The sequence below is a fragment of the Flavobacterium sp. AK-301 genome (genome assembly GCF_058310215.1).
Genome location: NZ_JBZEES010000001.1, coordinates 26,059 through 52,045 on the forward strand (window position 1 = coordinate 26,059; position 25,987 = coordinate 52,045).

General features: G+C 33.6%; 22 protein-coding genes. 14 read left to right on the plus strand and 8 right to left on the minus strand.

What is annotated here, in order from left to right:
• Positions 1–246 precede the first annotated feature (246 nt).
• The 9 genes from AC4FQX_RS00120 (at position 247) to AC4FQX_RS00160 (ending at position 9,990) form a co-directional block, all read left to right on the plus strand.
• The gene (locus AC4FQX_RS00120; protein WP_491165626.1) at positions 247–1,284 is read left to right on the plus strand and encodes an efflux RND transporter periplasmic adaptor subunit; all 1,038 of its coding nucleotides are present in this window, start codon (positions 247–249) and stop codon (positions 1,282–1,284) included.
• Positions 1,285–1,286: 2 nt separating this feature from the next.
• Entirely contained in the window at positions 1,287–4,382 is a 3,096-nt protein-coding gene (locus AC4FQX_RS00125; RefSeq protein ID WP_491165627.1) for an efflux RND transporter permease subunit, read from the plus strand.
• Positions 4,375–5,712 (plus strand): TolC family protein, encoded by a 1,338-nt coding sequence (locus AC4FQX_RS00130; protein ID WP_491165628.1) that lies wholly within the window; start codon positions 4,375–4,377, stop codon positions 5,710–5,712. Before AC4FQX_RS00125 ends, AC4FQX_RS00130 begins: the two co-directional genes overlap by 8 nt.
• Before the next feature lie 226 nt (positions 5,713–5,938).
• Entirely contained in the window at positions 5,939–6,373 is a 435-nt protein-coding gene (locus tag AC4FQX_RS00135) for an RrF2 family transcriptional regulator (protein WP_491165629.1), read from the plus strand.
• A gap of 51 nt (positions 6,374–6,424) precedes the next feature.
• Positions 6,425–6,805 (plus strand): group III truncated hemoglobin, encoded by a 381-nt coding sequence (locus AC4FQX_RS00140; RefSeq protein ID WP_491165630.1) that lies wholly within the window; start codon positions 6,425–6,427, stop codon positions 6,803–6,805.
• Between the two features lie 57 nt (positions 6,806–6,862).
• The gene (gene azu / locus AC4FQX_RS00145) at positions 6,863–7,384 is read left to right on the plus strand and encodes an azurin (RefSeq protein ID WP_491165631.1); all 522 of its coding nucleotides are present in this window, start codon (positions 6,863–6,865) and stop codon (positions 7,382–7,384) included.
• Between the two features lie 115 nt (positions 7,385–7,499).
• The gene (gene ric, locus AC4FQX_RS00150; protein WP_491165632.1) at positions 7,500–8,234 is read left to right on the plus strand and encodes an iron-sulfur cluster repair di-iron protein; all 735 of its coding nucleotides are present in this window, start codon (positions 7,500–7,502) and stop codon (positions 8,232–8,234) included.
• 98 nt (positions 8,235–8,332) lie between these two features.
• Positions 8,333–9,550, plus strand: a complete 1,218-nt coding sequence (locus tag AC4FQX_RS00155) for a hypothetical protein (RefSeq protein ID WP_491165633.1) — start codon at positions 8,333–8,335, stop codon at positions 9,548–9,550.
• Entirely contained in the window at positions 9,547–9,990 is a 444-nt protein-coding gene (locus AC4FQX_RS00160; RefSeq protein ID WP_491165634.1) for a CopD family protein, read from the plus strand. Before AC4FQX_RS00155 ends, AC4FQX_RS00160 begins: the two co-directional genes overlap by 4 nt.
• 90 nt (positions 9,991–10,080) lie before the next feature.
• Here the strand turns inward: AC4FQX_RS00160 and AC4FQX_RS00165 are convergent, their stop codons facing one another.
• The 4 genes from AC4FQX_RS00165 to nirK all read right to left on the minus strand — a co-directional run bounded on the left by AC4FQX_RS00165 (position 10,081) and on the right by nirK (position 14,277).
• Positions 10,081–11,340, minus strand: a complete 1,260-nt coding sequence (locus AC4FQX_RS00165; protein WP_491165635.1) for an alginate export family protein — start codon at positions 11,338–11,340, stop codon at positions 10,081–10,083.
• 11 nt (positions 11,341–11,351) lie between these two features.
• The gene (locus tag AC4FQX_RS00170) at positions 11,352–11,951 is read right to left on the minus strand and encodes an SCO family protein (RefSeq protein ID WP_491165636.1); all 600 of its coding nucleotides are present in this window, start codon (positions 11,949–11,951) and stop codon (positions 11,352–11,354) included.
• A 65-nt stretch (positions 11,952–12,016) separates the two neighbouring features.
• Positions 12,017–12,715 (minus strand): formylglycine-generating enzyme family protein, encoded by a 699-nt coding sequence (locus AC4FQX_RS00175; protein ID WP_491166298.1) that lies wholly within the window; start codon positions 12,713–12,715, stop codon positions 12,017–12,019.
• Positions 12,716–12,810: 95 nt separating this feature from the next.
• A complete protein-coding gene (nirK, locus tag AC4FQX_RS00180; RefSeq protein WP_491165637.1) occupies positions 12,811–14,277 on the minus strand; it encodes a copper-containing nitrite reductase in 1,467 nt (488 codons plus the stop codon).
• A 424-nt stretch (positions 14,278–14,701) separates the two neighbouring features.
• Between nirK and AC4FQX_RS00185 the strand changes: the two genes are divergently transcribed.
• Together AC4FQX_RS00185 and AC4FQX_RS00190 are read left to right on the plus strand one after the other, a co-directional pair.
• Complete coding sequence (locus tag AC4FQX_RS00185; RefSeq protein ID WP_491165638.1) at positions 14,702–16,531, plus strand: monovalent cation:proton antiporter-2 (CPA2) family protein; 1,830 nt, start codon at positions 14,702–14,704, stop codon at positions 16,529–16,531.
• 77 nt (positions 16,532–16,608) lie between these two features.
• Positions 16,609–17,430 carry an HAD family hydrolase gene (locus AC4FQX_RS00190; RefSeq protein WP_491165639.1) on the plus strand — a complete coding sequence of 274 codons (822 nt, stop codon included), beginning with the start codon at positions 16,609–16,611 and terminating at the stop codon, positions 17,428–17,430.
• An 87-nt stretch (positions 17,431–17,517) separates the two neighbouring features.
• Here AC4FQX_RS00190 and AC4FQX_RS00195 read toward each other — a convergent pair whose 3' ends face one another.
• The 4 genes from AC4FQX_RS00195 to AC4FQX_RS00210 all read right to left on the minus strand — a co-directional run bounded on the left by AC4FQX_RS00195 (position 17,518) and on the right by AC4FQX_RS00210 (position 22,000).
• The gene (locus tag AC4FQX_RS00195; protein WP_491165640.1) at positions 17,518–18,810 is read right to left on the minus strand and encodes a hypothetical protein; all 1,293 of its coding nucleotides are present in this window, start codon (positions 18,808–18,810) and stop codon (positions 17,518–17,520) included.
• Positions 18,811–19,137: 327 nt separating this feature from the next.
• On the minus strand, positions 19,138–20,436 hold the full coding sequence (locus tag AC4FQX_RS00200; RefSeq protein ID WP_491165641.1) for a hypothetical protein: 1,299 nt from the start codon (positions 20,434–20,436) through the stop codon (positions 19,138–19,140).
• A gap of 320 nt (positions 20,437–20,756) precedes the next feature.
• Positions 20,757–21,155, minus strand: coding sequence for a DUF1634 domain-containing protein (locus AC4FQX_RS00205; RefSeq protein ID WP_491165642.1), 399 nt, complete (start codon positions 21,153–21,155; stop codon positions 20,757–20,759).
• 11 nt (positions 21,156–21,166) lie between these two features.
• Positions 21,167–22,000 (minus strand): sulfite exporter TauE/SafE family protein, encoded by an 834-nt coding sequence (locus AC4FQX_RS00210; RefSeq protein WP_491165643.1) that lies wholly within the window; start codon positions 21,998–22,000, stop codon positions 21,167–21,169.
• A gap of 286 nt (positions 22,001–22,286) precedes the next feature.
• Here AC4FQX_RS00210 and AC4FQX_RS00215 point away from each other — a divergent pair, with 286 nt between their 5' ends.
• The 3 genes from AC4FQX_RS00215 to AC4FQX_RS00225 all read left to right on the plus strand — a co-directional run bounded on the left by AC4FQX_RS00215 (position 22,287) and on the right by AC4FQX_RS00225 (position 25,973).
• Positions 22,287–23,204: a DMT family transporter gene (locus tag AC4FQX_RS00215; RefSeq protein ID WP_491165644.1), complete on the plus strand. Its 918-nt coding sequence runs from the start codon at positions 22,287–22,289 to the stop codon at positions 23,202–23,204.
• Positions 23,205–23,409: 205 nt separating this feature from the next.
• Complete coding sequence (locus tag AC4FQX_RS00220) at positions 23,410–23,589, plus strand: HU family DNA-binding protein (protein WP_491165645.1); 180 nt, start codon at positions 23,410–23,412, stop codon at positions 23,587–23,589.
• Positions 23,590–23,615: 26 nt separating this feature from the next.
• Positions 23,616–25,973: a TonB-dependent receptor gene (locus AC4FQX_RS00225; protein ID WP_491165646.1), complete on the plus strand. Its 2,358-nt coding sequence runs from the start codon at positions 23,616–23,618 to the stop codon at positions 25,971–25,973.
• Positions 25,974–25,987 lie beyond the last annotated feature (14 nt).

Genomic DNA, 25,987 nt, shown 5'->3' on the forward strand with positions numbered 1-25,987 from the left:
TGCTGCTTCTTTTCTCTAATATATTATAGTGCCTACACAAAGTATCACTAAAACATACATTCTAAAAAAAACTATTTATTGTTTTTTTTGTTAAAAATTTAATTTATTATTAAAATAGAATCTGTTTATGAAATTTAATTTATTTAATTGGTAAAACAAAAAAATATTTACTTACTTTATACTATAAAATATCTGCCACAGGCAGAATAGAAGATTTATTTCAAAACTAGTTTGAAAACAATACTTATGAAAAAAAAAATATTCTATACAACTTCCTTTATTTTAACCATTTTATTATCCGGTTGTAATTCTAAAATAAATGACCCTGAAAACGCTCCTGCAGGAATTCCTGTTATTGTACAGAAAATAGAAAAATCGGATTTTCAGAAAGTAATTTCTCTGAGTGGAAACATAGAAGGTAATAAAACTATCGGCATAGGTTTTCTTGTAGCTGGAAAGATTGATTTTCTGGCTGTTGACGAAGGTTCTGTTATTACAAAAGGAATGTTACTTTCCAGTCTGGATGCTACTAGTTATCAGCTGGGAGAACAGGTCGCTTCTGCAAATTTAAGTGAAGCGCAGGATCAATATAATCGTTTAAAAATAATGTATGACCGTCAGAGTCTTACTGAAAGTGACTTTAACAAGATCACCAATACATTAAAAGAGGCAAAAGCACAACAGAAACTGCAGGCAAAAAATGTATCTGACAGTAAAATCTATTCTCCAATTAACGGAGTGGTGCTGAAAAAGAAATCTGAAGTAGATCAGATTGTTTCTTCCGGTATGCCGGTACTTATTCTTTCCGAAATCGATAAGGTAAAAATAAATGCATCTGTTCCTGAAACAGAGTTACATGATATAAAAATAGGACAAAAAGCAGAAATATATATTTCATCATTAGATTCTACTTTCATCGGAAAGATCAATTTAATAGGGTCTGTGGCGGATGCAACAACAAGAGCTTTTTCTGTAAAAGTGGATCTGAATAACCCAAAAATGATTCTTCGTCCGGGAATGATCGCTGAAATGAAAATTCTCTCCCCTTCTTACCGGAATGGTATTGTTATTCCAACAGAAGCGATAATGCAGGGACTGAACAATCAGCCTTATGTTTATGTGGTAGATCCAAAAACGAATAAAGCGTTCAAAAGAAATATTACAATAGGTTCACTGCAAAAAAACCGGATACAGATCATCTCAGGATTAAATGAAAATGAATTACTGGTAACAGGCGGTCAGCAAAAGATCAGTGACGGAACATTAATCGTTATAACCGATTAGATATGAATATTGTAAAATCTTCACTGAAATATCCTCAAATCACTCTGTCTGTTCTATTCCTGATTTTTATAATAGGAATTAATTCCCTGCTTAATATGCCTCGAAGGGAAGATCCTAAAATCACAATCAGAACAGGATTAGTAGTAGCTTACTATCCTGGAGCTAATTCTGCTCAAGTCGAAGAACAGGTCACTAAAAAGCTGGAGCAATATCTGTTTCAGTTTGAAGAAGTACGAAAAGAAAAAACCTATTCTACCACTCGTGACGGTGTCGTAATCATCAATGTAGAATTACAGGAAAATCTGAAACAACCGGATATCTTCTGGAATAAACTACGAAACGGGTTGTTAGTAGCTAAAGCTCAGAGTTTCCCTAAAGAAGTTATAGGTCCTATTGTAAACTCTGATTTTGGTGATACCGAAGCTCTGGTCATTGGTATTGAATCTAATATGGCTACTTTTTCTCAGCTAAAAGAATATGCTGCCAAAATTGAAGATGTACTAAGAACTGTTAAATCTGTTTCAAAAATCAAACGTATCGGAGAACAGAAAGAACAAATTCTGGTTACTTCAAATTCTCAGAAACTGGTGCAATATGGTATTAGTCTGCCCCAGACTATCCAGGTATTACAATCTCAAAACACGATAAACCCATCAGGAAATGTAAAAACAACCGATTCTGATATTCCTCTGTATACTTCCGGATATTATACTACTGAAAACGAGGTTGCTTCGCAGATTATCGGAACTTCTGCTACAGGGGAAATCGTTCGTTTAAAAGATGTAGCAACTATTGAGCGAATCTATGAAGAACCAAAAACAATCACTACTGTAAACGGAAATAAAGCTATTATTCTGGCAGTAGAAATGCAGGAAGGAAATAATATTGTTGCCTTTGGAAAAGAAGTTAAAACCAAATTAGCGGATGCTGCAAATCTGATTCCGAGTGATGTGAAAATATCTACTATTGTTAATCAGCCTGCTATTGTGGATGCTAATATCAGCAATTTTATTCATGAATTTTTTCTTGCCATTATTTCTGTAGTTATTGTGGTTATTGTACTACTTCCTTTTAGAATTGCAGCTGTTGCTGCTACAGCAATTCCTGTAACTGTTGCGGTAACTTTTGCCCTTTTACATGTCTTTGATATTGAACTGCATCAGGTCTCATTAGCCGCCTTAATTGTCGTTCTGGGAATGGTCGTGGATGATGCGATTGTAATTGCTGATAATTATGTAGAACTTCTCGATCAAGGAGTTGACCGAAAAACTGCCGCATGGCGAAGTGCTACAGAGCTTGTAGTGCCGGTACTTACAGCAACGGTAACGATCATCGCTGCTTTTATACCTATGATTATCTTAACGGGATCTGTGGGTGAATTTATCTTTTCTCTGCCGATCACTGTTACTGTTGCATTGGCTTCATCATTTATTATTGCTATGGTTCTAACCCCTTTATTATGTTATACTTTTATAAAAAAAGGATTACATGGTACTGTAAAAGAAGATAAGCCAAAGAAAACATCAATGCTTGACAGAATGCAGAATGGTTATGAAAAAGCAATAATATGGTGTATGAAATACCCTAAAATAACAATCACAGGCAGTCTTCTTACTATTGTTTTTGCAGGATTATTATTTACAGGGATTAAACAAAAATTCTTTCCGGCTGCGGAGCGTAATCAGTTTGTGATTGATTTATGGATGCCTACCGGAACAAAACTGGAAGAAACGGAAAAAGCAATTTTAAAAATTCAGAAACTAATTCAGAAAGAAGATAAAGTAACCAGCTTTGCTACTTTTATCGGTACAAGTGCACCGCGGTTTTATTATAATTTTTCACCGGAAGTACCTGCAACTAACTTTGCACAAATCCTAATCAATACAACAACAGATAAAACAACGGAAGAACTAGCTTCTGATCTTGAATCCAGAGTAGCTGCTATTGCTCCGCAAGGAATGCCTCATGTGCGTTTAATGCAACAAGGGTCTCCTACAATTGCTCCTATTGAAATAAGAATTATCGGAGATAATATTGATAGATTAAAAGAAATAGGTGCTAACGTAAAACAGATCACTCAGAAAGAAAAAGGAAGCTTTCTGGTACGTTCTGATTTTGCAGAAGATTATTACGGTATAAAAGTACACTTGAAAGACGAAGCAAATCGGCTTGGTTTTACAACAACCAGTATTGCCCAATTAATCTATATCGGTTTTTCAGGAGCTCCCGTTTCTACAATGTATGAAGGAGATAACGCAATCGACATCTTGTTCAGACTGGATAAAGAAAATAGACAAAACTCAGATAATCTGGAAGATTTTTATGTAAAATCTCCTGTAACCGGGGGTAGTGTTCCGCTACGTCAGATAGCAACACTTACACCGGAATGGGAAAACGGTAAGATTATGCACAGAAATGGTGTGAGAACACTGACAATTCTGTCTGAAACAACACCGGATTACCTGCCTTCTCAGGTTCTGAAAAAAATTCAGCCTGAAATAGCAAAACTAAAACTTCCTACAGGGTATCGAATTGAATATGGTGGTGAGGATGAAAATAAAAAAGAAACTTTCAGTCAGATGATCGTTGCTTTATCGATCAGTTTAGGACTTATCTTTTTTATCCTGTTGTTCCAGTTCCGCAACCTGAAAGAAGCTTTTATTGTAATGTTGTCCATTCCGTTAAGTATCTTTGGAGCTTTACTGGGATTAATTCTTACACATAATAACTTCGGATTTACGGCTTTTATCGGACTAATCAGTTTATCCGGTATTGTAGTTCGTAATGCTATTATATTAGTAGATCATACTAATGAACTGCTGAAAGAAGGTATGGATATTCCTACTGCCTCAATTGAATCTGCTAAACGCAGATTACGTCCTATATTTTTAACCTCAATGGCTGCTTCGATCGGAGTTCTACCAATGATCCTTTCCGGTTCTCCAATGTGGAGCCCTCTGGCAAGTGTGATTTCTATAGGTGTACTATTTTCTATGGTAATGACACTTTTAGTAATACCTGTTATTTATGTTGCTATAATGAAACCGAAAGATAAACAAGAGCTATTAGAATCCGATAATGCTGAAAACAATGAATAATCAAAACCTAGCTGCATCTCTGAAAATTCTGGTACTGTTTTTTATAGTGCAATCTGCCTCTGCTCAACAGTTAACAGATTCTCTGGATCTTACTACTGCTGTTAATCTGGCTCTGGAGAGTAATCATCTGATCAAAATATCTAATCTGAAAACAGAAGAAAGTGCTGAAAAAATAAAAGAAGCCCGGTCTAAATATTTTCCGATCATTATGGCAGATGGTCTTTATGTTTACAGTAACCATTCAAACCAACTGAATATTCCGTTAGGACCTCTTGGCACCTTACCTATTCCGCTCCCTTCTATTGATAATTTAGATCTGAATAACAATATTTATTCTGCCGGTGTTTTTGCTTATCAACCTATAACTGAACTATTTAAAGTGGGAAATGGTCTCAAAATAGCAAAAAATGAAACTGTTACTGCTTCTGCTGAAACCTTAAAAGCGCAATTAAAGATACAACAGGGAGTTGAACAACTCTATTTTGGTCTGCTCATTGCACAGCGTGAAAAGGAAGAAGCTGAAATTAATCTTCAACTATCTGAAACAAAATTATATGACGTTGAAAGTACTATTCTTGCCGGAAAAAGCAATATTGTAAATCGATATGCATTAAAAGCAGATATATTACGTCAAAAACAGATCTTGTTACAGACTAAAAATAAGATTAATAACTATCAGGAAAAACTGATCCAGATCACGGGTCTTAAAACGTCTGATATTCTGTTAAAAGAAGAAAAATTCAGAATAGAACAACTGAGACCTCTGGAATATTATACTGAAAAATCAAAAACATCTAATCCTGAGATAATTATAGCTCAAAACAATATACTGAAAACTGATCAAGCTATTGCGGCTGCGCAGAACGATTATCTGCCAAGTGTAGGTGTTTTTGCAGGATACTCTTATCTCAATCTGTTCTCAGGGTATGAAACTAATGGATTCACGGGAGGGGCGAGACTGAGCTGGAATATTTTTGATTTTGGAAATAAAAAATCTATTCTGAGACAAAGAAAATTACAAAATCAACAGGCTGTTGAATATCAGACTAATTTAGCTGAAAATAATGGTATTGATATTCGGAAAGCTTATTCTGATATAACTGAAGCATTAGAATTAGTACAGTTGTCTGAAGAAGTACTTATTTTTCGCCGGGAAGAGAACCGATTAATTAAAAACGGTTTTGAAACGGGCTTAAAACTCAAACAGGAAATGCTGGAAAGTGAAGCTTTTTTATTAAAAGCAAAAGCAGATTTGCTTTCTGCACAGTCCAATTACAGATTATTACTGACTAATCTAAACTTACTGACAGGAGCTCTTGATTCAAATTAATAAAAATTACTTAATAAATATAAAATATATTCTGCATTCTGTTTTATTATTGCTATTTGTCCTTTCAGAAATGCTACCCGAGTTCAGTTTATAATACGATTTAATTTTTAGATAGCCGGATAGCTGTCTAATTTATAAAAACATCTAACCTTGTATTATATTCGGATAAAACCATCCTAAATTGAAAATTTAAAGTATATTTGTATTATCTTAAAATAAATCGGGAATGTTTTCAAAAACTTGTGAGTATGGCATTCGGGCAACTATTTTTATAGCCTCTGAATCATATAAAGGTAATCGTGTAGGGCTTAAAGATATAGCGAAGCAGATTGATTCACCGGAAGCTTTTACCGCAAAAATATTACAGATTTTAGTAAAGAATAATATTATTAATTCAACAAAAGGACCAACGGGAGGTTTTGATATTCCAAAAACAACGATGTCCTCTATAAAACTATCGCAGGTTGTTTCTGCAATAGATGGCGACTCTATATATAACGGATGTGGCTTAGGTTTACGGGAATGTTCCGAATTACACCCCTGCCCTGTTCATGAAAAATTTAAATTTATTCGGGAAAGTCTGAAAACGATGCTATGCACCACAAATCTGGAAGAATTAGCTCTGGGCATAAAATCAGGCACAACTTATTTGAAAATTTAATCTAATAGTTGTAATTTTAGACAGATTTCGATTTCTGAAAACAATTGAAAAATGACAAAAGAAATTTTAGACATCAATGACATTAAATTATTAGTAAATACCTTTTATGATAACGTCAGAAAGGATGAATTATTAGGTCCAGTTTTTAATGAAAAACTACAAGGTCGCTGGTCAGAACATTTAGAGAAAATGTATCGCTTCTGGCAGACTGTTCTGCTCGATGAGCACACCTATAAAGGAAGTCCTTTCGCTCCTCATGCCAGACTGGAAGTAGAAAAAAAACATTTTGATCAGTGGATCAATATTTTTTACGGAACAGTTGACGCCCTTTTTGAAGGAAAAAAAGCAGAAGAAGCTAAATGGAGAGGTACTAAAATGGCAGAAATGTTCAATTATAAAATTGAGTATTATCGCAACTCTAATATACATTAAAGAACAATATACTAAAACTAACATAATTAATTTATAATCATTTAAAACAATCAAATCATGAGAAAATCATTGAACATTTCAGCTTTAGCTTTAGCAGCTGTATTCACATTAGCTTCATGCGGTGGAGAAAAAAAAGACAACAAAACGGAGCAAGTAGAAACAACCACCGAACAAACTCCTGTGGAAACCGCCGAAGCAATTGATGAAAATGCAATACAGTTAGAAGGAAATGACCAAATGCAGTTCAACTTAACTGAAATAAAAGTGAAAGCAGGAGAAGAAGTAACTCTTGTATTAACACATACCGGTAAAATGGACAAAAATATGATGGGACATAACTTTGTTTTATTAAAAGAAGGTACTGATGTTACCTCTTTTGCTCAAAAAGCTGCTGCTGATAAAGATAACGATTATATTCCGGCTGATGAAGCTGACAAAGTAATTGCTCATACTAAAACAATTGGTGGAGGTGAATCTACTACTATTAAATTCACTGTACCTGAAAAAGGAACTTATGACTTTTTATGTACATTCCCTGCACACTTTGCTTTAATGAAAGGTAAACTTATTGCAGAATAAATTTAACTAAAAATGGTATCGTAAAAAATACCATTTTTTTAACAATAATAAAAGACAGTTTTGTCCGATATTAAAAAATAATCTTATATTTGTAAGACATTAAAATATATAAAATATGAAAACATCTATAAAAATGACTATTGGAGAAATTGTAGCACAGGATTACAGAACTGCTGCTATATTTTCAAAATACGGGATTGACTTTTGCTGTAAAGGTCACAGAACCATAGAAGAAGTATGCGAAAAAAAATCTATTGCAACAGACCAGCTTCTTGAGGTTTTAGATGAGGTTTTGGCAAATAAAGAGAATCAGACTATCGATTATAAAACGTGGCCTTTAGATTTGTTAACGGATTATGTGGAAAAAACACATCATCGTTATATTGAAGAAAAAACTCCTGTTCTGTCACAATTTCTGAACAAACTCTGTCGCGTACATGGTGAAAATCATCCGGAATTATTTGAAGTGAATGAATTATTCATGCAATCCGCTCAGGAACTAGCGGCGCATCTTAAAAAAGAAGAATTGATTTTATTTCCTTTCATTAGAAAAATGATAGCTGCAAAGATCAGTGAAACACCTGTTGATGCACCTCATTTCGGTACTGTAGAAAACCCGGTTGCAATGATGATGGAAGAACATGATAATGAAGGAGAACGCTTTAGAAAAATAGCAGAATTAACGAATAATTATACTCCTCCTGCTGATGCATGCAACACTTATAAAATTACTTATGCGATGCTGGAAGAATTTGAAAATGATCTTCATAAACACATTCATTTGGAAAACAATATTTTATTCCCTAAATCTATCGAATTAGAGAAAAAATTTGAAATGAACGTAAATTAAAATATAAAAACGAAAGTTTAAATTAGTTTTAGTTTAGTTTGAATAAAAGAATACGACATTAAAAAAATTTAAAAGTTATTATAAACCCTTATTTTGTGATGAAAAAAAGCTGGTTAATAACTTGTCTGATCAATTTCTGCATTGCAGCGGGCATGGGAGTTGTACTACGTTATGTTTATGTTAATCCATTAAATATTAACTATACTTATCTCATACATGGACATTCGCATACCGCAATGTTAGGCTGGGTCTATTTGACGTTGTATTCTTTTATTTTTCATTATTTTATTCCAAAAAACCAATCTTCAGAGAAAAAGTACAACCGATTATTCTGGATCACTCAGATTTCAATTGTCGGTATGATATTCAGTTTCCCTGTTCAGGGATATGCTATAATTTCAATATTCTTTTCAACCCTACATATCTTCTGCAGTTATTATTTTTGTTACAGGGTCTGGAAAGATCATAAAACAGATACCTCAGCAGAAAAAAAAATATTACTCACTGCATTACTTTTCATGTTGTTTTCCACCATTGGTGTCTGGTGTCTGGGTCCTGTAGCCACAACAGGAGGAAAAGGTTCTGCTTTTTATCAGACTGCAATTCAGTTTTTTATTCATTTCCAGTTTAACGGATGGTTCTTATTTGGAGTATTAGCACTTTTTCTAAATCAGCTCCGAAAAACAAAATGTGACCTGAATAACACTACCTTTAACTGGTTTTTCTATTCTCTGATTATAGCTACCTTTTTAACCTTTGCTCTGCCGGTAAGTTGGTACATTCCGATTCCGCTATTACAATGGATCAACGGGCTGGGACTACTAACACAACTTATCAGTATTATTGCTTTTATTCAGCTAATACGCCCGCATTATAAAAAATTTATAGCACCGTTACAACCTGTAACAAAGTTGCTTTACAGTTTTGCATTTATCTCTTTATTCCTGAAAACAGGAATTCAATCTGTTACTTTTCTTCCGGAAATAATGGTACTTTCACATACAATACGAAATTTTGTAATTGGATTTATTCATTTATCCATGCTAGGACTAATTACCGGATTCCTGTTTGCTTTTATCACTGGGATCAATCTGTTTAACAGTAAGAACAGAACTTCAAAAACAGGTATAATCCTGTTTATAGTTTGTTTTGTCATTACAGAAATATTACTTTTTACTCAGGGTATTTTCTTTTATCTGGGAAAAGGAATGCTCCCTGATTATTACATTACTCTTTTTATTGCCAGTATCGGGCTTCCAGCTGGTTTACTATTCCTTATTATTTCTCTTTTCAAATCTAAAAAATCAATAGTATGAGTCATCATTTATTATTAATCCTGCACCTTGTCTGCGCTGCAATATGGGTAGGCGGTCATTTATTATTACTATTCCGCTATCTGCCGGAAGCTTTAAAAAAGAAAGATACAGAGATCATCTCTAATTTCGAAAAACATTTTGAGCCCATTGGTCTTCCCTCTCTTCTTATATTAGTAATTACCGGTATTATGATGGCCTATAAATATGGTGTCGGAATAGCATTATGGTTCTCTTTTTCAAATCCTGTAGAAAAAGTCGTGTCTGTAAAGCTAATCCTATTACTCACTACATTAGCTCTGGCTATCCATGCCCGCCTTTTTATAATACCTAAATTAAGCCAAAAGAATCTTGTTGAATTGGCCTTTCATGTTGTAGCTGTAACCCTTATTGGTGTCACAATGCTTATCGTAGGGTCTACTATGCGTTTTGGAGGACTTTAAATATGTCGGTAATCAAAACAAATCAATAAAAAAGACTGCTCTCTCTAAATAGAATAAGCAGTCTTTTCATTTGAATTAATAATTAAAACTCTATTTACTATAAGAAAATATTCCGGGATTGATAGTAAGAGATATCCATACCCAATTATTAGTATCAGCATTTCCTCCTCCTTTTAATACTTCCAGTGTACTGGACGCAAACATATGAGAATATCCAAAACCTAATGTAACATCTTTATGAAACTGATAACCTCCTGTAAAATCAATCTCAGTTCCTAAATACTTATCCATTACTTTAGCATCTGTAGTAACAACATCTGCTGCAGAAAAGAAAATATGTGGTATTAAGGCAAACTTCAATTTTTTTATTTTATAATTTATCTTTACATTCAGATCTGATAATCCTACAGAATTGATATGGTTCCCTACATAAAAATAATCCATATATCCGTTAAAAGCATGGTTAGTACCAAAAAGAGGGGTAAATGATTTCACTTCAGTACTAGTATCATCTGTACTTTTTCCGGAAAGATATTCATATCCCAAACCTACTTTCCATCTGTCACTTATTTTATAATTCAGATTAGCTGCAAAATTCCAGGCATCCACGGTATTATTATCACGCTTTCCCATTTGTGTGTAAGTAGCTGCATCTGCATCAAAACTTCCTTTACTAAACACCCAAAATGTTCCTATGGTCTGACTGTAATTTACTTTAAAATCTTCTTCTGTTTTTAAGAATTCATATCCTGTATTCAAAAATAGTAGACTTATTTTAAAAGGGGTCAGATTAGTATTGAACCAGATATACTGCATGGATTTATAATTTTTGGTCTGATACTGTTTTTCTATAATGTCTTCAGAATCGGCATTTAGTGCTCCCCCGATATCTAATCGGTTATTAATATTTTTATAGGTAATAACGGCAGCATCATGACTTTGTGCCTGTTGTGTCCAGTCTACTTCTCCAAAGATTCTCTGATTATCATAGGACAAAACCTGCCTTCCCACTTTAATATTCCAATTTTCTGCAAATTCATACTGACCATATGCTTCAAAAAAAGTAACTCCGTTCTTATCAGACATCGTATTCGTTGGGACATCTCCCCATACTCTTACATTCTGAAGGGATATTTTTAGTTTTAGTTTATCTTCTTCAAAATTAATATTCAGTCTGGAACGCTGTGAAACAAAAGAAGCGGGATTATCCGTTTCTTTTAATATCGTTTTAAAACCGTTTCTGTATTCAAAACGCGGTCTCAACTGCAGATCTACGTCTAATTTCTGGGCAAAGAGTCCTGCACTCATCATTCCAAAGAACAATAAACCGGTAATTTTTATCCGTCTCATTGATTTATTTTTTAGATGGCGTTTACAGCTTCAGTAACTTTCTTTATCGTTTCATCATAGCTTACTCCTAATCCTTCCTGCTGAAAATAAAGTTCACCTTCTGCATTAAAAACACTTATAATATTAGAATGTGAAAAATCTATCGGTGATATTTTTTTATAATTTACTGCTAAAACAGCGGCAAATTCTCTAGTGTTCTCTTCATTGGAACGCAAGAAAACCCATTGATTACCATCCATTTTATTTTCAATAGAAAAAGCTTTTAGACGCTCAGGTGTATCCACTTCCGGATCAATACTGACCAGAACAAATTTTACATTCTTTTTAATCTTATCTTCTAATCGCTGTTCTATATGACGCATATCAGCTACTAATCTCGGACAAGCTGCCTTACATGAAGTATAAATCATAACCATTACTAAAACATCTCCTTTGAGCTCTTTCAGTTCAACATCTTTACCATCCTGATTTGTCCATTTTGACGGAAGATTATAAATAGATAATTCTGAAATCGATTTTTCTTCTGCTTTTACCTCAGTCAGTTTTTCTTTTGAATTAGTATTACAGGCCTGCATTGTGAATAGTACCAATACTATTATATATTTTTTCATATCAAATTTTTATATCCTGAATCATTTTAAAAATTTTATTGTATTCTTTAACAAACAAACTACTTTTATAAGTTTTTAGCACAGCGAAAACCTAAATTTTTAATATCATAATTTGCTTTAATACTTCCTCTGAAAGCATATCTCATAAAAGCAGCATAATTCATCAGATCAGATGCTCCCACAGAACTGCTTCCACAAAATAAATTAGAATCTCCCTGCATTGCTTTTCTTGATTCTCCTGAAATAAATACAGAATTAAAGTCTGAAGTCCATTCCCAAACTAAACCATGCAGATCATAAACTCCCCAATAATTTTTAAAAGTGCTTCCAACCGGATTATTCTGAGTTTTAGTCTTTTCATACCATGACAGAATATAGTTATTAAACTCCTCTTTAGTTCTGGCATCTGTTAATTTTTCATCAGCCATTGCTGTATACTCCCACTCATCCATAGTAGGTAGTCTTTTTCCTTGGCATTCACAATATTTTTTAGCAGCAAACCATGAAATATTTGTTACAGGAGCATTACTAAGATTGCCTTTTCCATAACTCAGATCACTTTCCCAGTTTATAAGATATCTACCGTCAGCAAACAATTTTTTTACTTTCGATCTGCGCCAGTCCGGATTCGTTTTCAGGAACTCCAGATATTGTGCATTCGTAACTGGATAAACATCCATCTGAAAAGAAGCTACTTTTACTCTTTCGCCATCAACATCGGCTCCGTAAAGAGGGACATAATTCCCTCCTTTTACGGTAACCATTTTTGTCTCCTGAGCAAATGTTATCCCAAACACACTTAATAGAAACAGACAAATACTAACTTTAAAACCATTGGATTTTAACATCACACTTTTGATTATTTATTTCTTACAGATTTAACCATCTCTGGCGTAACTTTAGATTTATTATTTCCCCAACTGTTATATACATATGTTAAAACATCCACAATATCGTCGTCAGACAAATTCTGACTGGTCATCACACTATTGAATTTCTCGCCGTTAACCACTATTTCACCAGTTAAACCATGAATAATAGCACTAATCGCTCTGTCTACATTTTCATTTAGATAATCTGATTTTGCCAATGGAGGGAATGCACTTGGTATACCTTGTCCTTCACTCTGATGACAAGCAAAACAGGTTCTCATGTAAATTGCTTTACCATTCGAAAATTGCTTTTCAAATGACTTTGGCGCTGTTGATTTTATATCTTTATCAGCTACAGGCATATTCTGAATAGTACCCCCTTCCGGTAAATAAATACCTTCCTGTATTGTACCTGAATATATACTTTCGTTTTTCTCTCCCGTAACTTTTAATATCCCCAAAGCTCCTTTGTTAAAGGCTCTAAAAATAGAGTGATCTACAATAACAAAATTACCAGGGACCTCCACCTTTAAGTCTACTATCGCAGCACCTCCAGCAGGAACTAACGTAGTTTGAACATTTTCATTAACCATGCTTCCTCCTTCTACATGAACTTTGTCGAATATTTCACCTATAATGTGAAATGATGATACTAAATTCGGTCCACCGTTACCTACAAATAAACGAACGGTTTCACCAACATTTGCTGTAATAGCATTATCTCCTATCAGCGCCCCTACTTTACCATTAAACACAACATAATCAGGATCTTCATTGATTGCTTTTTTCATATCAAAAGGTTGTGTTCCTCTTTCTCCATATTGCCCTACGGTGTAAAAATCACCCTGCATAACGTAGTACTCTTTATCAACCGGAGGCAATCCTCCCTCTGGTTCTACTAAAATCAAACCATACATACCATTTGCAATATGCATCCCTACAGGTGCTGTAGCACAATGATAAACATATAATCCCGGATTCAAAGTTTTAAAAGAGAATGTTTTCTCATGACCCGGTGCCACTAATGAAGACTCAGCTCCTCCTCCCGGACCAGTTACAGCATGTAAATCGATGTTATGTGGAAGCTTATTATCCGGATGATTTTTTAAATGGAATTCTACCTCATCACCTACTCTTGTTCTGATGAAACTTCCCGGTACTGAACCTCCAAAAGTCCAGTAGACATATTTGACTCCATCCACCATCTCCCCTTCTTTCTCAATAATTTCCATATTCACAACTAATTTCATCGCTTTTCTGTTTCCCACCGGTGCCGGAACAAAAGGTGGGGCTGTCAGTTCAGCTACCATCTGTCCTTCCGTTTTAATATGCTCCCCATTTACTGTCTGCTTAACGGACGAATCTTTGCAAGAAGAAAAACCTGTTACTAAAAGCAGCCCCATAGCAACGTAACTCCACTTCCTTAATTTCTTAATTTTTGTTTTAAACTTCATGATCCTTAAATTAAATATTATCGATTAATTACTATAACAAAAATAAAAGACTTAATCATCCTTTATTATGATTTTTATCATGTTTTAAACTTTAAAACAGTATCTATGTTGGATACAAAAAGAAATATGTTATTTTTTTAATTTTTATAATGTGAATACTTAAATAAACTTAAAACAACATCAAAAAAAGAAACAAGCACCTGTTTTAAATTAAAAATTTTAATATATATTAAAAAATACTATTCCTATTGTATAAATTAAAAAGACATGGAAATTATATATTTATTCTTTAATTTTATCAAGTAATAAAACCACTCTGTCACTATTAAAAATAACTGTAACAATTAGAAATAAAACTCTTTTCTGTCTAAAAAAAAATCAGACAGATTACTTTTAATTCTGAATAACAATATATTATAATCACATGAAAGAATCCTTCCTTTTTCAAGCAATGATCTATCTCACCGCTGCTGTCATTATGGTCCCTATAGCTAAAAGACTCTCTCTTGGTTCTGTTCTCGGCTATCTGATAGCAGGTGTTCTGATCGGTCCCTCCTGTTTCAAGATCATCGGAATAGAAAGTCATGATATAATGCACTTTGCTGAATTTGGTGTTGTGATGATGCTCTTTGTGATTGGTCTGGAATTACAACCCTATCGTTTATGGAAAATGCGTCGATCTATTATAGGTATGGGCGGTTTGCAGGTACTGTTTACTACACTAATCGTAGGAGGTCTGTCTTTAGTACTGAATATCGAATGGAAACAAGCTCTAGCCATTGGCATGGTAGTTTCTATGTCCTCTACTGCTATTGTAATGCAGACTCTGAATGAAAAAGGTCTGATGAAATCTGAATCCGGACAAAGTTCTTTTTCCGTATTATTATTTCAGGATATGGCAGTAATTCCGATGCTTGCCTTTTTCCCTTTATTATCTAATATTAAGCAAAGTTCTGCCTCTGTAACAAACAATTCCTCTTTAGAATTACATACTTTTGCTCCCTGGATACAAACCCTGATTGTATTCTCCTCCATTGCACTGGTCATTCTGATCGGAAAATATCTGATCCGTCCTATTTTTAGAATTATGGCAAAAACAGGATTACGTGAAATGTTCACTGCTACTGCATTATTACTGATTATAGGAATTACCATATTAATGACCTCTGTAGGACTTAGTCCTGCGCTGGGTGCTTTTCTTGCCGGTGTTGTACTGGCAAATAGTGAATATAGACATGAACTAGAAAGTGCTATTGATCCTTTTAAAGGATTACTACTGGGATTGTTTTTTATAGCAGTAGGTGCTTCAATTGATTTCAGACTGATCTTTAATGAACCTTTAGTTATTTTTGGGCTGGTTTTCGGATTAATGTTCTGTAAGGCAATAGTTCTGTTTATAATCGGTAAAATATTTAAGGTCAGTACAGCACAAAACTTCATTTTTAGTTTTGGACTCTGTCAGGTCGGAGAATTTGCCTTTGTTTTACTCAGTTTTTCACTGCAACAGGGTATACTCCCAAAAGAAATAACAGATAGTCTTGTTGCTGTTGTTGCCCTGAGTATGGCATTTACCCCACTAATCATGATGCTCAGTGACCGATTTATTGTTCCTAAAATATGTAGCCGACAACCGATTAAAGAAGAAAAAGAAAGTGATGTCAAAAATGATGATAATCCCGTCATTATAGCTGGTTATGGTCACTTTGGAAACACCGTAGGACGTTTTCTGCGTGCTAATAATGTTGAAGCAACCGTACTGGACAATGATAGTGACAATGTAGATGTTCTCCGACGTATGGGACTTAAAGTATATTATGGAGATGCTACACGACTGGAACTGCTTGAGATTGCCGGTGCACATAAAGCACAAATGATTATTATTGCTATTGATGATACCGAAAAAAGATTACTGATGATTGAAACCATCAAAAAACACTTTCCTAATCTGTATATTCTTGTTCGTGCTGCAAATCGTTTTGATGCTTACGATCTGATGAATGCCGGTATTATGCATATTTACAGAGATACTTTTGACACCAGTCTGCGCCTGGGTGTAGACGCCTTAAAAATACTCGGACATAAAGCAGATGCTGCTACCCGGGCTGCTGAAACCTTCTTTATTCATGATGAAAAAACACTAAAACATCTTTCAAGCATTCGTAACAATGAGGAATATATCAGTGTAGCCCGTGAATATATTGAGGAACTGGAAAGCATTATGCAGGCAGACAGAGAAAACACGTTGTCGTCATAGAGATGTTGCATTGTAACGTCTCTACGACAATAACACAACAATTATAAGGATCATTTTTAATTTTGTAATTTTGCACCATGAATTTATCAGAAATAAAATTTGTAGCTTCCGACATGGACGGTACATTATTAAACTCTAAAGGAGAATTAAGTGATAATTTTTTTCCTTTATTTGAAAAAATGAAAACAAAAGGAATACTGTTTGCAGCAGCAAGCGGTCGCCAGTTATTCAGTCTCCAGAAACAGTTTGAAAATATTCAAAACGAAATGGTTTTTATTGCTGAAAATGGGAGTTATATTCTGTTTAAAGGAGAAGAGCTCTTAATACAATCTCTTTCTAAAAATACTGTTCTTGAACTAATAGAAAAGATACGGAAGATCCCAAATACACATATTATTTTGTGTGGTAAGAAAACAGCTTACGTTGATAGTTATGACCCTGATTTTATAAATAGTTTAGAACATCATTACAGAAAATATATTCATCTTGACAATCTGATGGAAGTACCGGATGATGATTTTCTAAAGATTACAGTTTATGATATGACTGGAGCAGAACAGAATTCTTATCCACATTTTAAAGGATTTGAAGGTGATTTTCAGGTAAAAGTATCCGGTGCTGTTTGGCTGGACATCTCACATAAACTGGCAAATAAAGGTAATGCAATTAAAATAGTACAGAAAAAAATTGGTATTAGTAGCGAACAGACTATGGTTTTTGGTGATTATCTGAACGATTTGGAAATGATGGAAGAAGCTTATTTCAGTTATGCGATGGAAAATGCTCATCCATATGTAAAAAAAATAGCTCGATTTATAACAAAATCAAATGATGATGAAGGTGTACTTTCTATTCTGAAAAATATGCTTCTCTCACAGAAAACCATTAAAGCTATTTAAAAAAACACTGATTTACTATTTTAAGATAGTATAACCCAAACACAAAAAGAGACTGTTTTCACAGTCTCTTTTTTCATGCTTAAAAAATTAAAATTTATATTCCCACTTATTAGAATACAAGTTTCTATCTAGAATAGTGTAATCATATTTCCATACATTAAAAAATAAAAGATTCGCTCCTACTGCTGCAGATGACTTTATCGGAATTTTAACCTCTAAAATAGCCTTTCTGTCCGTAACATTCACAGAAGAGTTTATATTTGCTCCTAATCTATTTTCTATCTCGGCAAAAAGTGTTTTTCCATAAGCTCCAATTCCTATTGTTGCCTGTATTCCGCTTTCTAAATTAACAGGAATATCTAATTTCTCTATAACAGGCTTAGTAATTGTTGCTGTCGCTCCTCCATCTATTCCATTTCGTTTAAATCCGCCATGAACTTCTGCATTTATGTTCCCACTTACTGTCATGGTCGCAAACAGTTCTCCTCCTACTTTCCCCTCTATATATGGTGTAATACTTACAAAAGGTGTAATAACAACTGGACCGATCGGAATTGCAAAAAACGGAATATAATAATTACTTCCACCCAACTTAACAGGACCGAATTCCTGTTTTACATCTAATATTGATTTCAGCTGGTTCAGTGTAAAATCACCTTTCAAATCAACCTGAATCCCTTTGAACGGATTAATTGAAATATTGTAATCAATAGTAGGTGTAAAAAGAATATTAAACTTTGCTGTACCTGTTTTATAAATAGGAATCACAGGATTAAACTCCAGTGTTTTACCACCAATAACTCTTAGTGTTTCAACTTTACTCATTTTTTCTGCTACCGGTAATCTAAAAACAGATTTTTTATTGTAAACTGAAACACTTGGTTCTTCAGAATAATAAACTTTATATTGTTCTACATCACTTAATGATACAGAACCACTAATCTCAGCATAAAGAATATAATCTGTAATCTCTGCTTCCTGCACCTTTACATGATAACCGGAAGCATCCTCATAAGGCATTTCTACTACCTTATACAACAAGCCACTTGGAGCCTTGTCTGGAATGATTCCACTTGTTATAATGTAATTTACTCTCATACTGTCTGCCTGAACTGGCCGATCAGTAAAAAGCAGTTCTTCTTTTGTTGCTTCTTTTAATAAAGAAATAGATTCTTTATTAAGAATAATAGAAGATTCCACTACTGTCATTCCCGCAACCTCTTTCCCTCTAACAGGATCTTTTGTTACACCTGAATCTGCATTAGCATCTCCACTAAACGGATCACTGGTACAAGCTACAACAAACAATAAAGAAAACATTATTGCTAACAGCCTAAATGCGCTTGTTTTACTTTCGATAATTCTCACTAATTTACCCATAATACTATATTTTAAATGTTAATAAAGTCAATCTACAATAATTAATCTTAATAAATAAACCAAATAAACATTAATTCAATATTTTTATTTATTTGTTAAAATTTTTGTTAAAATTTTAACAAATCTTAGTGGTTAAAAAACAAAATATTGAATGTATATAGACTTTTTTTTAGTCATATGCAGATAAAAACACCCCATAATAACCAAAATTAGTCATTATGAGGTGCTTTTATTTATTTTCCATAAACAATATTCTATTATTTCTAACCTGTCAGATTACCTAACATACTAAAAATAAGGATACTGTTATTGAGGATAATATCTTAACTACAAACAAATTCCACAATTCCACTTATTAGATTCCCACTTATTAGAAAATAAGTTTTTGTCTATAATAGTACATTCATATTCCCATGGTTTAAAAAATGGAAGATCTATTCCTACTGTTCCAGTAGATTTTAGCGGAACATTAACCTCTAAACCAAATTTTTTATCCTTAAAATAAGAATGTGTTTTCACTCCTAAATCATTTACTATCTCTGCATAAAGTGTTTTTCCAAAAGCTGTAATACCTATTTTTGTCTCTATTCCACTTTTTAAATCAACAAAAACATTTGCTCCTATTGTAGGATGATCAAGCTTTACAGACGCTGTTCCAGATACTGTCTTTCTTAAGAATCCAGCTTGGATTTCTGCACCTACACTTCCGGTTACTCCCATACCCAATAACAGTTCTCCTCCTACTTTTCCTTCTACATATGGTGAAATACAAATAAAAGGAGAAATCACTAGACCACGACAAGGAGCCGCACGGAACGGGAAAAAATTAACACCACCTTGTAACTTAACAGGACCAAATTCTCCTTTTGACTTTAATATTGTTTTTAAATACAAGTTCAAGTCTCCTTTCAAGCTAATCTGACATCCTTTGAATGGATTAATTGAAATATGATAATCAATGGTAGGTGTAAATTGAATATTAAAATTTAAAGAACTTGACTTACTAATACAGATAGATGGATTAAACTCCAGCAAATTACCTCCAATCGTTCTCAGAGTTTCAACTTTAGCTACTCCCTCTGATACCGATCTGAAAGCAGATTTTTCACCGTAAACAGAAGCATTCGGTTTCTCAAAAGAATAAACCTGGTATTGATCAGAATCATTTAATGATACTGATCCACTAATCTCAGCATAAAGGATATAATCTGTAATTTCAGCTTCTTTTACCTTTACATGATAACCCTGAGCATCTTTATAAGGTGTTTCTACTACTTTATATAACAAACCATCCGGAGCCTTATCCGGAATGATCCCGCTTGCTATAATGTAATTTACCAACATACTGTCTGCCTGAATTGGCCGATCAGTAAAAAGTAGTTCTTCTTCTGTTATCTCCTTCAATAAAGAAGCAGATTCTTCATTTAGAATAATAGAAGATTCCACCACGGTCATTCCATCAATCTCTTTCCCTCTAACGGGGTCTTTTGTTATTTCGGAATCTGCATTAGCATTTCCATTAAAGGAATCATCGCTACAAGCTACAATAAACAATAACGAAAACAACACTGTTAATAACCTAAATGCATTTGCTTTACTTTTGATTATTTTAACTAACTTTACCATAAAATATTATATTTTAATTATTAAAACAGCTAAATTACAATATTAAAATTACAAAATAAGCTAAAAATTGAAATTGAAATCATTTTTAATTGATTATCTAAACATATGTTAAAATTTAACATATGTTTATAATAAAAAAAACAAAAAATAATATTAATAGATTTTTTTTCTATAATAGATAGCCAAAAGTAAAAAAATAATATTTGCGGTTTTTTTCTCTATTTATTATCATATGCATACCAAAAAATATCCCATAATGAACGAAATCATTCATTATGGGATATTATATTTGTTTTTCTACAAACAATATTTTACTATTTCTAACCAGCCAGATTACCTAACATACTAAAAATAAGAATACTTAATACAATCAGTGTAATAAGAATATAAAGTTTATCTTTTTCTAATATAAAAGCAAATAGAGAAAACAGAACTCTAAGTATTGGTGTTGCAATCAGAACGATTACACCAAACTGAATGATCTCAGTTGCATTAAAAGTAGTGATTCCTCTCAATATTCCCGATAAAGTAGTATAATCTGATGTTTCACCGGTAAAGTCAGTGTAATTCGGAATCTCCTGTCCTTTCTGGTATAAATAAAGAATTCCACCAATAAAAGTGATTATACCTGCTGTAAGAACTCCGTATCGCAACAGTTTCCCTATTAACTGCTGAATATCTTTATCGCCCAGAAGAGCTTTTGTTTTTGAATCTTTCATTTTAAATAAAATTAGAATTTATTATGAAAACCGTTGTACATCATTTCAAAAGCTACAAATGTAATAGCGATACTAAAAATGATCCTTAGCCATTTTACATTAATACGCATTAACAGCTTAGAACCGGTAAAGGCTCCTGCCAAAACACCTATGACAACGGGAAAAGCAATTCCGGGATCAATATATCCTCTTTGCAGATAAACTACCGCACTTGCTGCAGCAGTAACCCCCACCATAAAATTACTAGTGGTAGTACTTACTCTGAAAGGAACCCGCATAGCACTGTCCATTGCCAGTACTTTTAAAGCTCCTGACCCGATTCCTAATAAACCAGACAAAATACCGGCAACAGTCATAATAGAAAAACCAGCACCTACATTCTTTAATTTATAATCTACATAACCATCCTTTATTGGGTAATTACTGTTCAGTTTTAGTGCATAGGACAATTTACTTCCTTCCGTTTCTACATGATCATGCTTTTTTCTAAGTGTCATTGCTGCTGAAAATATTAACATCACTCCAAAAAGTATAGCAATATCATTCACGGGCATATAAATTGCAATAATTGCACCTATCACAGCTCCTGCTGTTGTTGCTATCTCCAGAAACATTCCAAGACGAATATTAGTAATCCCTTCTTTCACATAAGCACTTGCCGAACCGGAAGAAGTAGCTATTGAGGCTACTAAAGCTGCACCAATAGCATATCTAATATCTACATGAAATACTAAAGTCAGTAAAGGAATGATTACCACCCCTCCTCCAAGACCTGTTAATGAACCAGCTAATCCCGCAAGATAAGCCCCTAATAAAAGAATAAGGGTGAATACTAAAATTGTCATATCTAAATTAAATAATAATTATCTGTTCATATCAATACTATAAAATAGTTTTTTAAGCGTGTTGTTTTCTGAATAAGATTATTCAGAGATCAGAAAGTTCAAAAGTACGAACTAACCTTAAATTGTTAAAATTTTGCTCTTAAAAGTTAGGATAAAATAAATATCTGCGCTTTGACATCTTAATAAACTGTCGTTTTAAAATAAAATATAGTCGAAATACAACAAAAAACCAGACTGAAACAATTCTACCTTTGTCATATTAAAAAACAATTATCAAAACGGAATCATGAAAAACAGTAAATACTATTCCTATGTTATCATTGCTACCTTATTCTGGAGCTTCAATTATGTTTTTGGAAAACAAGTAGTTAACTATATCCCAATAAACATTACACTAATGTTTCGTTTCCTTTTGGCATTTATCACTTTAGCTATTATTATAAAAATATCCAGACAGAAAATACAATGGTCCTCTGTTCGGGAAAATTTTCTGCCTTTACTCTTTTCCGGAATAATCGGTATTTTTATCTATAATGAATTTCTCTTTCAGGGAATGAAAATAACCTCTTCGATCAATGCCGCTCTGATTATCGGATTAAGCCCTTTATTTACCCTGATACTGTCTTCTGTAATAATGAAAACAAAAATACGATCCTTACAGGTTCTGGGTGCTTTATTGAGTCTTTCCGGTATACTGCTTGTTATTACAAAAGGAGACTGGAATACATTAATCAATCTGAAATTTTCAACCGGAGATCTATTAGTAATTGTATCCAGTTTATCTTTCTCTGTTTATAACATTATCAATGTAAAATATCTTTCACATGTTTCAACTAATCTGATCTCATTAGTTGCTTTTGCTGTATCTACCATTCTCTTCGGAATTTTTGCAGTTAAGGAATTACCCGATCTTGTTTTAGAAAACATTCCTCCGGCTGCTTTTCTGGGAATTTTAATTATGGGAATTCTTTCAAGTGCATTAGCATATATGTTCTGGAATAAAGGACTAGATAAACTGGGCGCCAATAAAGCGGCAGTATTTTTAAATCTGATTACATTTTTCACTGTAATTCAAACTGTATTATTAGGTCATCCTATTAGTACATCAGAAATATCAGGTGCTGTGATTATTATCACTGGAGTACTTCTTACAACTAATTCTATTGGCAAAAAAAAGACTTTAGCAGAAAAAATTACTGCATAGCTCTCTTTTCATCTTGTTTTATTTACTAAAATTCTCTGAGAGAAGACTTTCTTATTAACAAAGAACAGTCTTCTTTTTTATTTTCTACGAGCTATATATACAAATTGCTCAATTCTGTATACAAACTTCCATCCTCTGTCTCATAAATCAAAAATGATTTACTCTAAAATCTATTTTTGATCCATAATCAATACATATAAAAAACATGAATAAAACAGATGTAATAAAAAAAGTTTCAGAACTATCTCAAGTAGAAGTATCCGATTGTAAAAAAGTGATTGATGCACTTGAAAAAGTATTGAGTGATGAAATATCTTCTTCAAAAAGAAAAAGTTATCTATTCAACACCGTCTATAAAATAATGTCAGTATTAAAGAAAAAATAATTAAAACTGAATCAAAACAATATAGTATGCAATACAAAATCAAATTAATCCTGTTACTGATCGGTCTTTTGTTTTCGATTTTTCTTTCAGCACAAAATGATCCGCTAACTCAGACAATCAGAGGTACAGTTACCGACGGATCATCCGGAGTCTCATTGTCTCATGTGACTGTCAGAATATTGAACTTTCCTGAAATCAGAACAATAACAGATGATAACGGTCAATTTATTTTAAAAAATGTACCAATAGGAAGGCATGCTATTCAAACAACCTCTATAGGATATGAATCCAATACTATCCATGAAATATTGATCACATCTGCTAAAGAGCCCTATTTAGAAATACCACTGGAAGAAAGTAGATATGAACTGGAAGAAGTTGTTATCTATCAACAGATCAATAAAGCTAAACCGATCAATAAGATGGCTCTAACAGGCGCACGTATGCTTAGTGTAGAAGAAGCCAGTCGCTATGCAGGAGGAATGGATGATCCTGCCCGACTGGTAAGTTCTTTCGCAGGAGTGTCTCCAAGTATTGGTAACAATGGTATATCCATTCATGGTAATGCTCCCGGTTTACTCCAGTGGAGACTGGAAGATATAGAAATACCTAATCCGAATCATTTTGCCGATGTTGCCACACTGGGCGGAGGCGTTCTGTCCTCTCTAAGCAGCAATGTTCTGGGAAATTCGGATTTTTTTACCGGAGCTTTTCCTGCAGAATATAACAATGCGGTTTCAGGAGTATTTGATATGAAACTGAGAAATGGAAATAATCAAAAATTTCAGCACACTTTTCAGGCAGGAATTCTAGGCATTGACTTTGCTTCAGAAGGACCATTAAGTAAAAAAAACGGTTCCTCCTATATCATCAACTATCGTTATTCTACAACGGGATTAGCAGCAAAACTAAGTCCTGATGCAATGGACGGAGAAACACTTGATTATCAGGATCTGAACTTCAAACTGAATTTTCCAACGCAAAAAGCCGGTACCTTCTCTGTATGGGGAACTGCACTGAGTGATAAAGCAGACAGCAAATTAGATCCCGTTAAAGACTGGAAATATAAAGAAGACAGTGAATTATCTGTAGCCAAACAAATGTCTGCAGCGACAGGAATCAGCCATCGTTATTTTTTCCGTAATACTGCTTCACTGAAAACGACTATAGCCACAACCTATGCAAAAAACGATCTGAAAGGCGATCAGTTTGATACCAATCTGAATTCAACTCCTTCTTTTGACATGCAAAGCCATTATACAAATCTGGTATTCAATACTTCATTAAATCATAAATACAGTTCACAACATTTTAATAAAACAGGATTCTCCATTACCAATATGCAATATAATATGAATATGAAACTGGCTCCGTTTGAAACCAAACCACTGGAAACTATCGGCTATGGTAAAGGTACTACTAATCTAATATCTGCTTACACCAGCTCTTCAGTTGAAGTGAGTGATAAAGTATCTTTAACCATTGGTTTAAACAGTCAGTTATTAACTCTTAATAACAGCTGGACAGTAGAACCCCGTGCCGGGATAAAATGGCAGTCATCAGCAAAAAGCTCATTAGCTTTAGCATATGGTCTACACAGCCGTATGGAAAAAACAGATGTTTACTTCGTAAAAACAAAGAAAACAGGAGATCAATTAGTGAATAAGGATCTTAATTTTACAAAAACACACCATTTTATGCTATCCTATAATCATCGCATAGCTGATGATACGAATCTGAAAATAGAACCCTATTTTCAATATTTATATAACGTTCCTGTAATAGCAGATAGTTCTTATTCTGTATTGAACCGGGGTATATTCTATGTAGAAGACGCTTTAGTAAACAAAGGTAAAGGACGTAATTTAGGTATTGATATCACATTTGAGAAATACCTGACCGAAGGCTTATATTATATGTTTACCGGGTCCGTGTTCAGTTCTAGATATTGTGGTGGTGACGGCGTGTGGCATGACACAAAATACAATCGGAACTTTATCTTAAACGGACTGGTAGGTAAAGAATGGTATCTGGGACAGAATAAACAAAATGTTCTGAGTGCCAATTTAAAACTTACAGTACAGGGTGGTGACAGATATTCTCCGGTAGACACTCAGGCTACATTAGCACATCCTGATAAAGAAACACAATATGACGAAACCAAAGCTTATTCAAAACAATTTTCACCTATGTGGCTGGGAAGTTATACGGTAAGTTACAGAATGAATATGAAAAAAACAGCTCATGAATTTGCTGTAAAAGGACTGAACGCCACCGGATATAAAGAATATAACGGACATGCTTATAACCTAAAAACAGGTGAAATAGAACCAAACCGAAAAACAATACCAATCGTAAATATCAGCTATAAACTTGATTTTTAAATATATTTGTACAA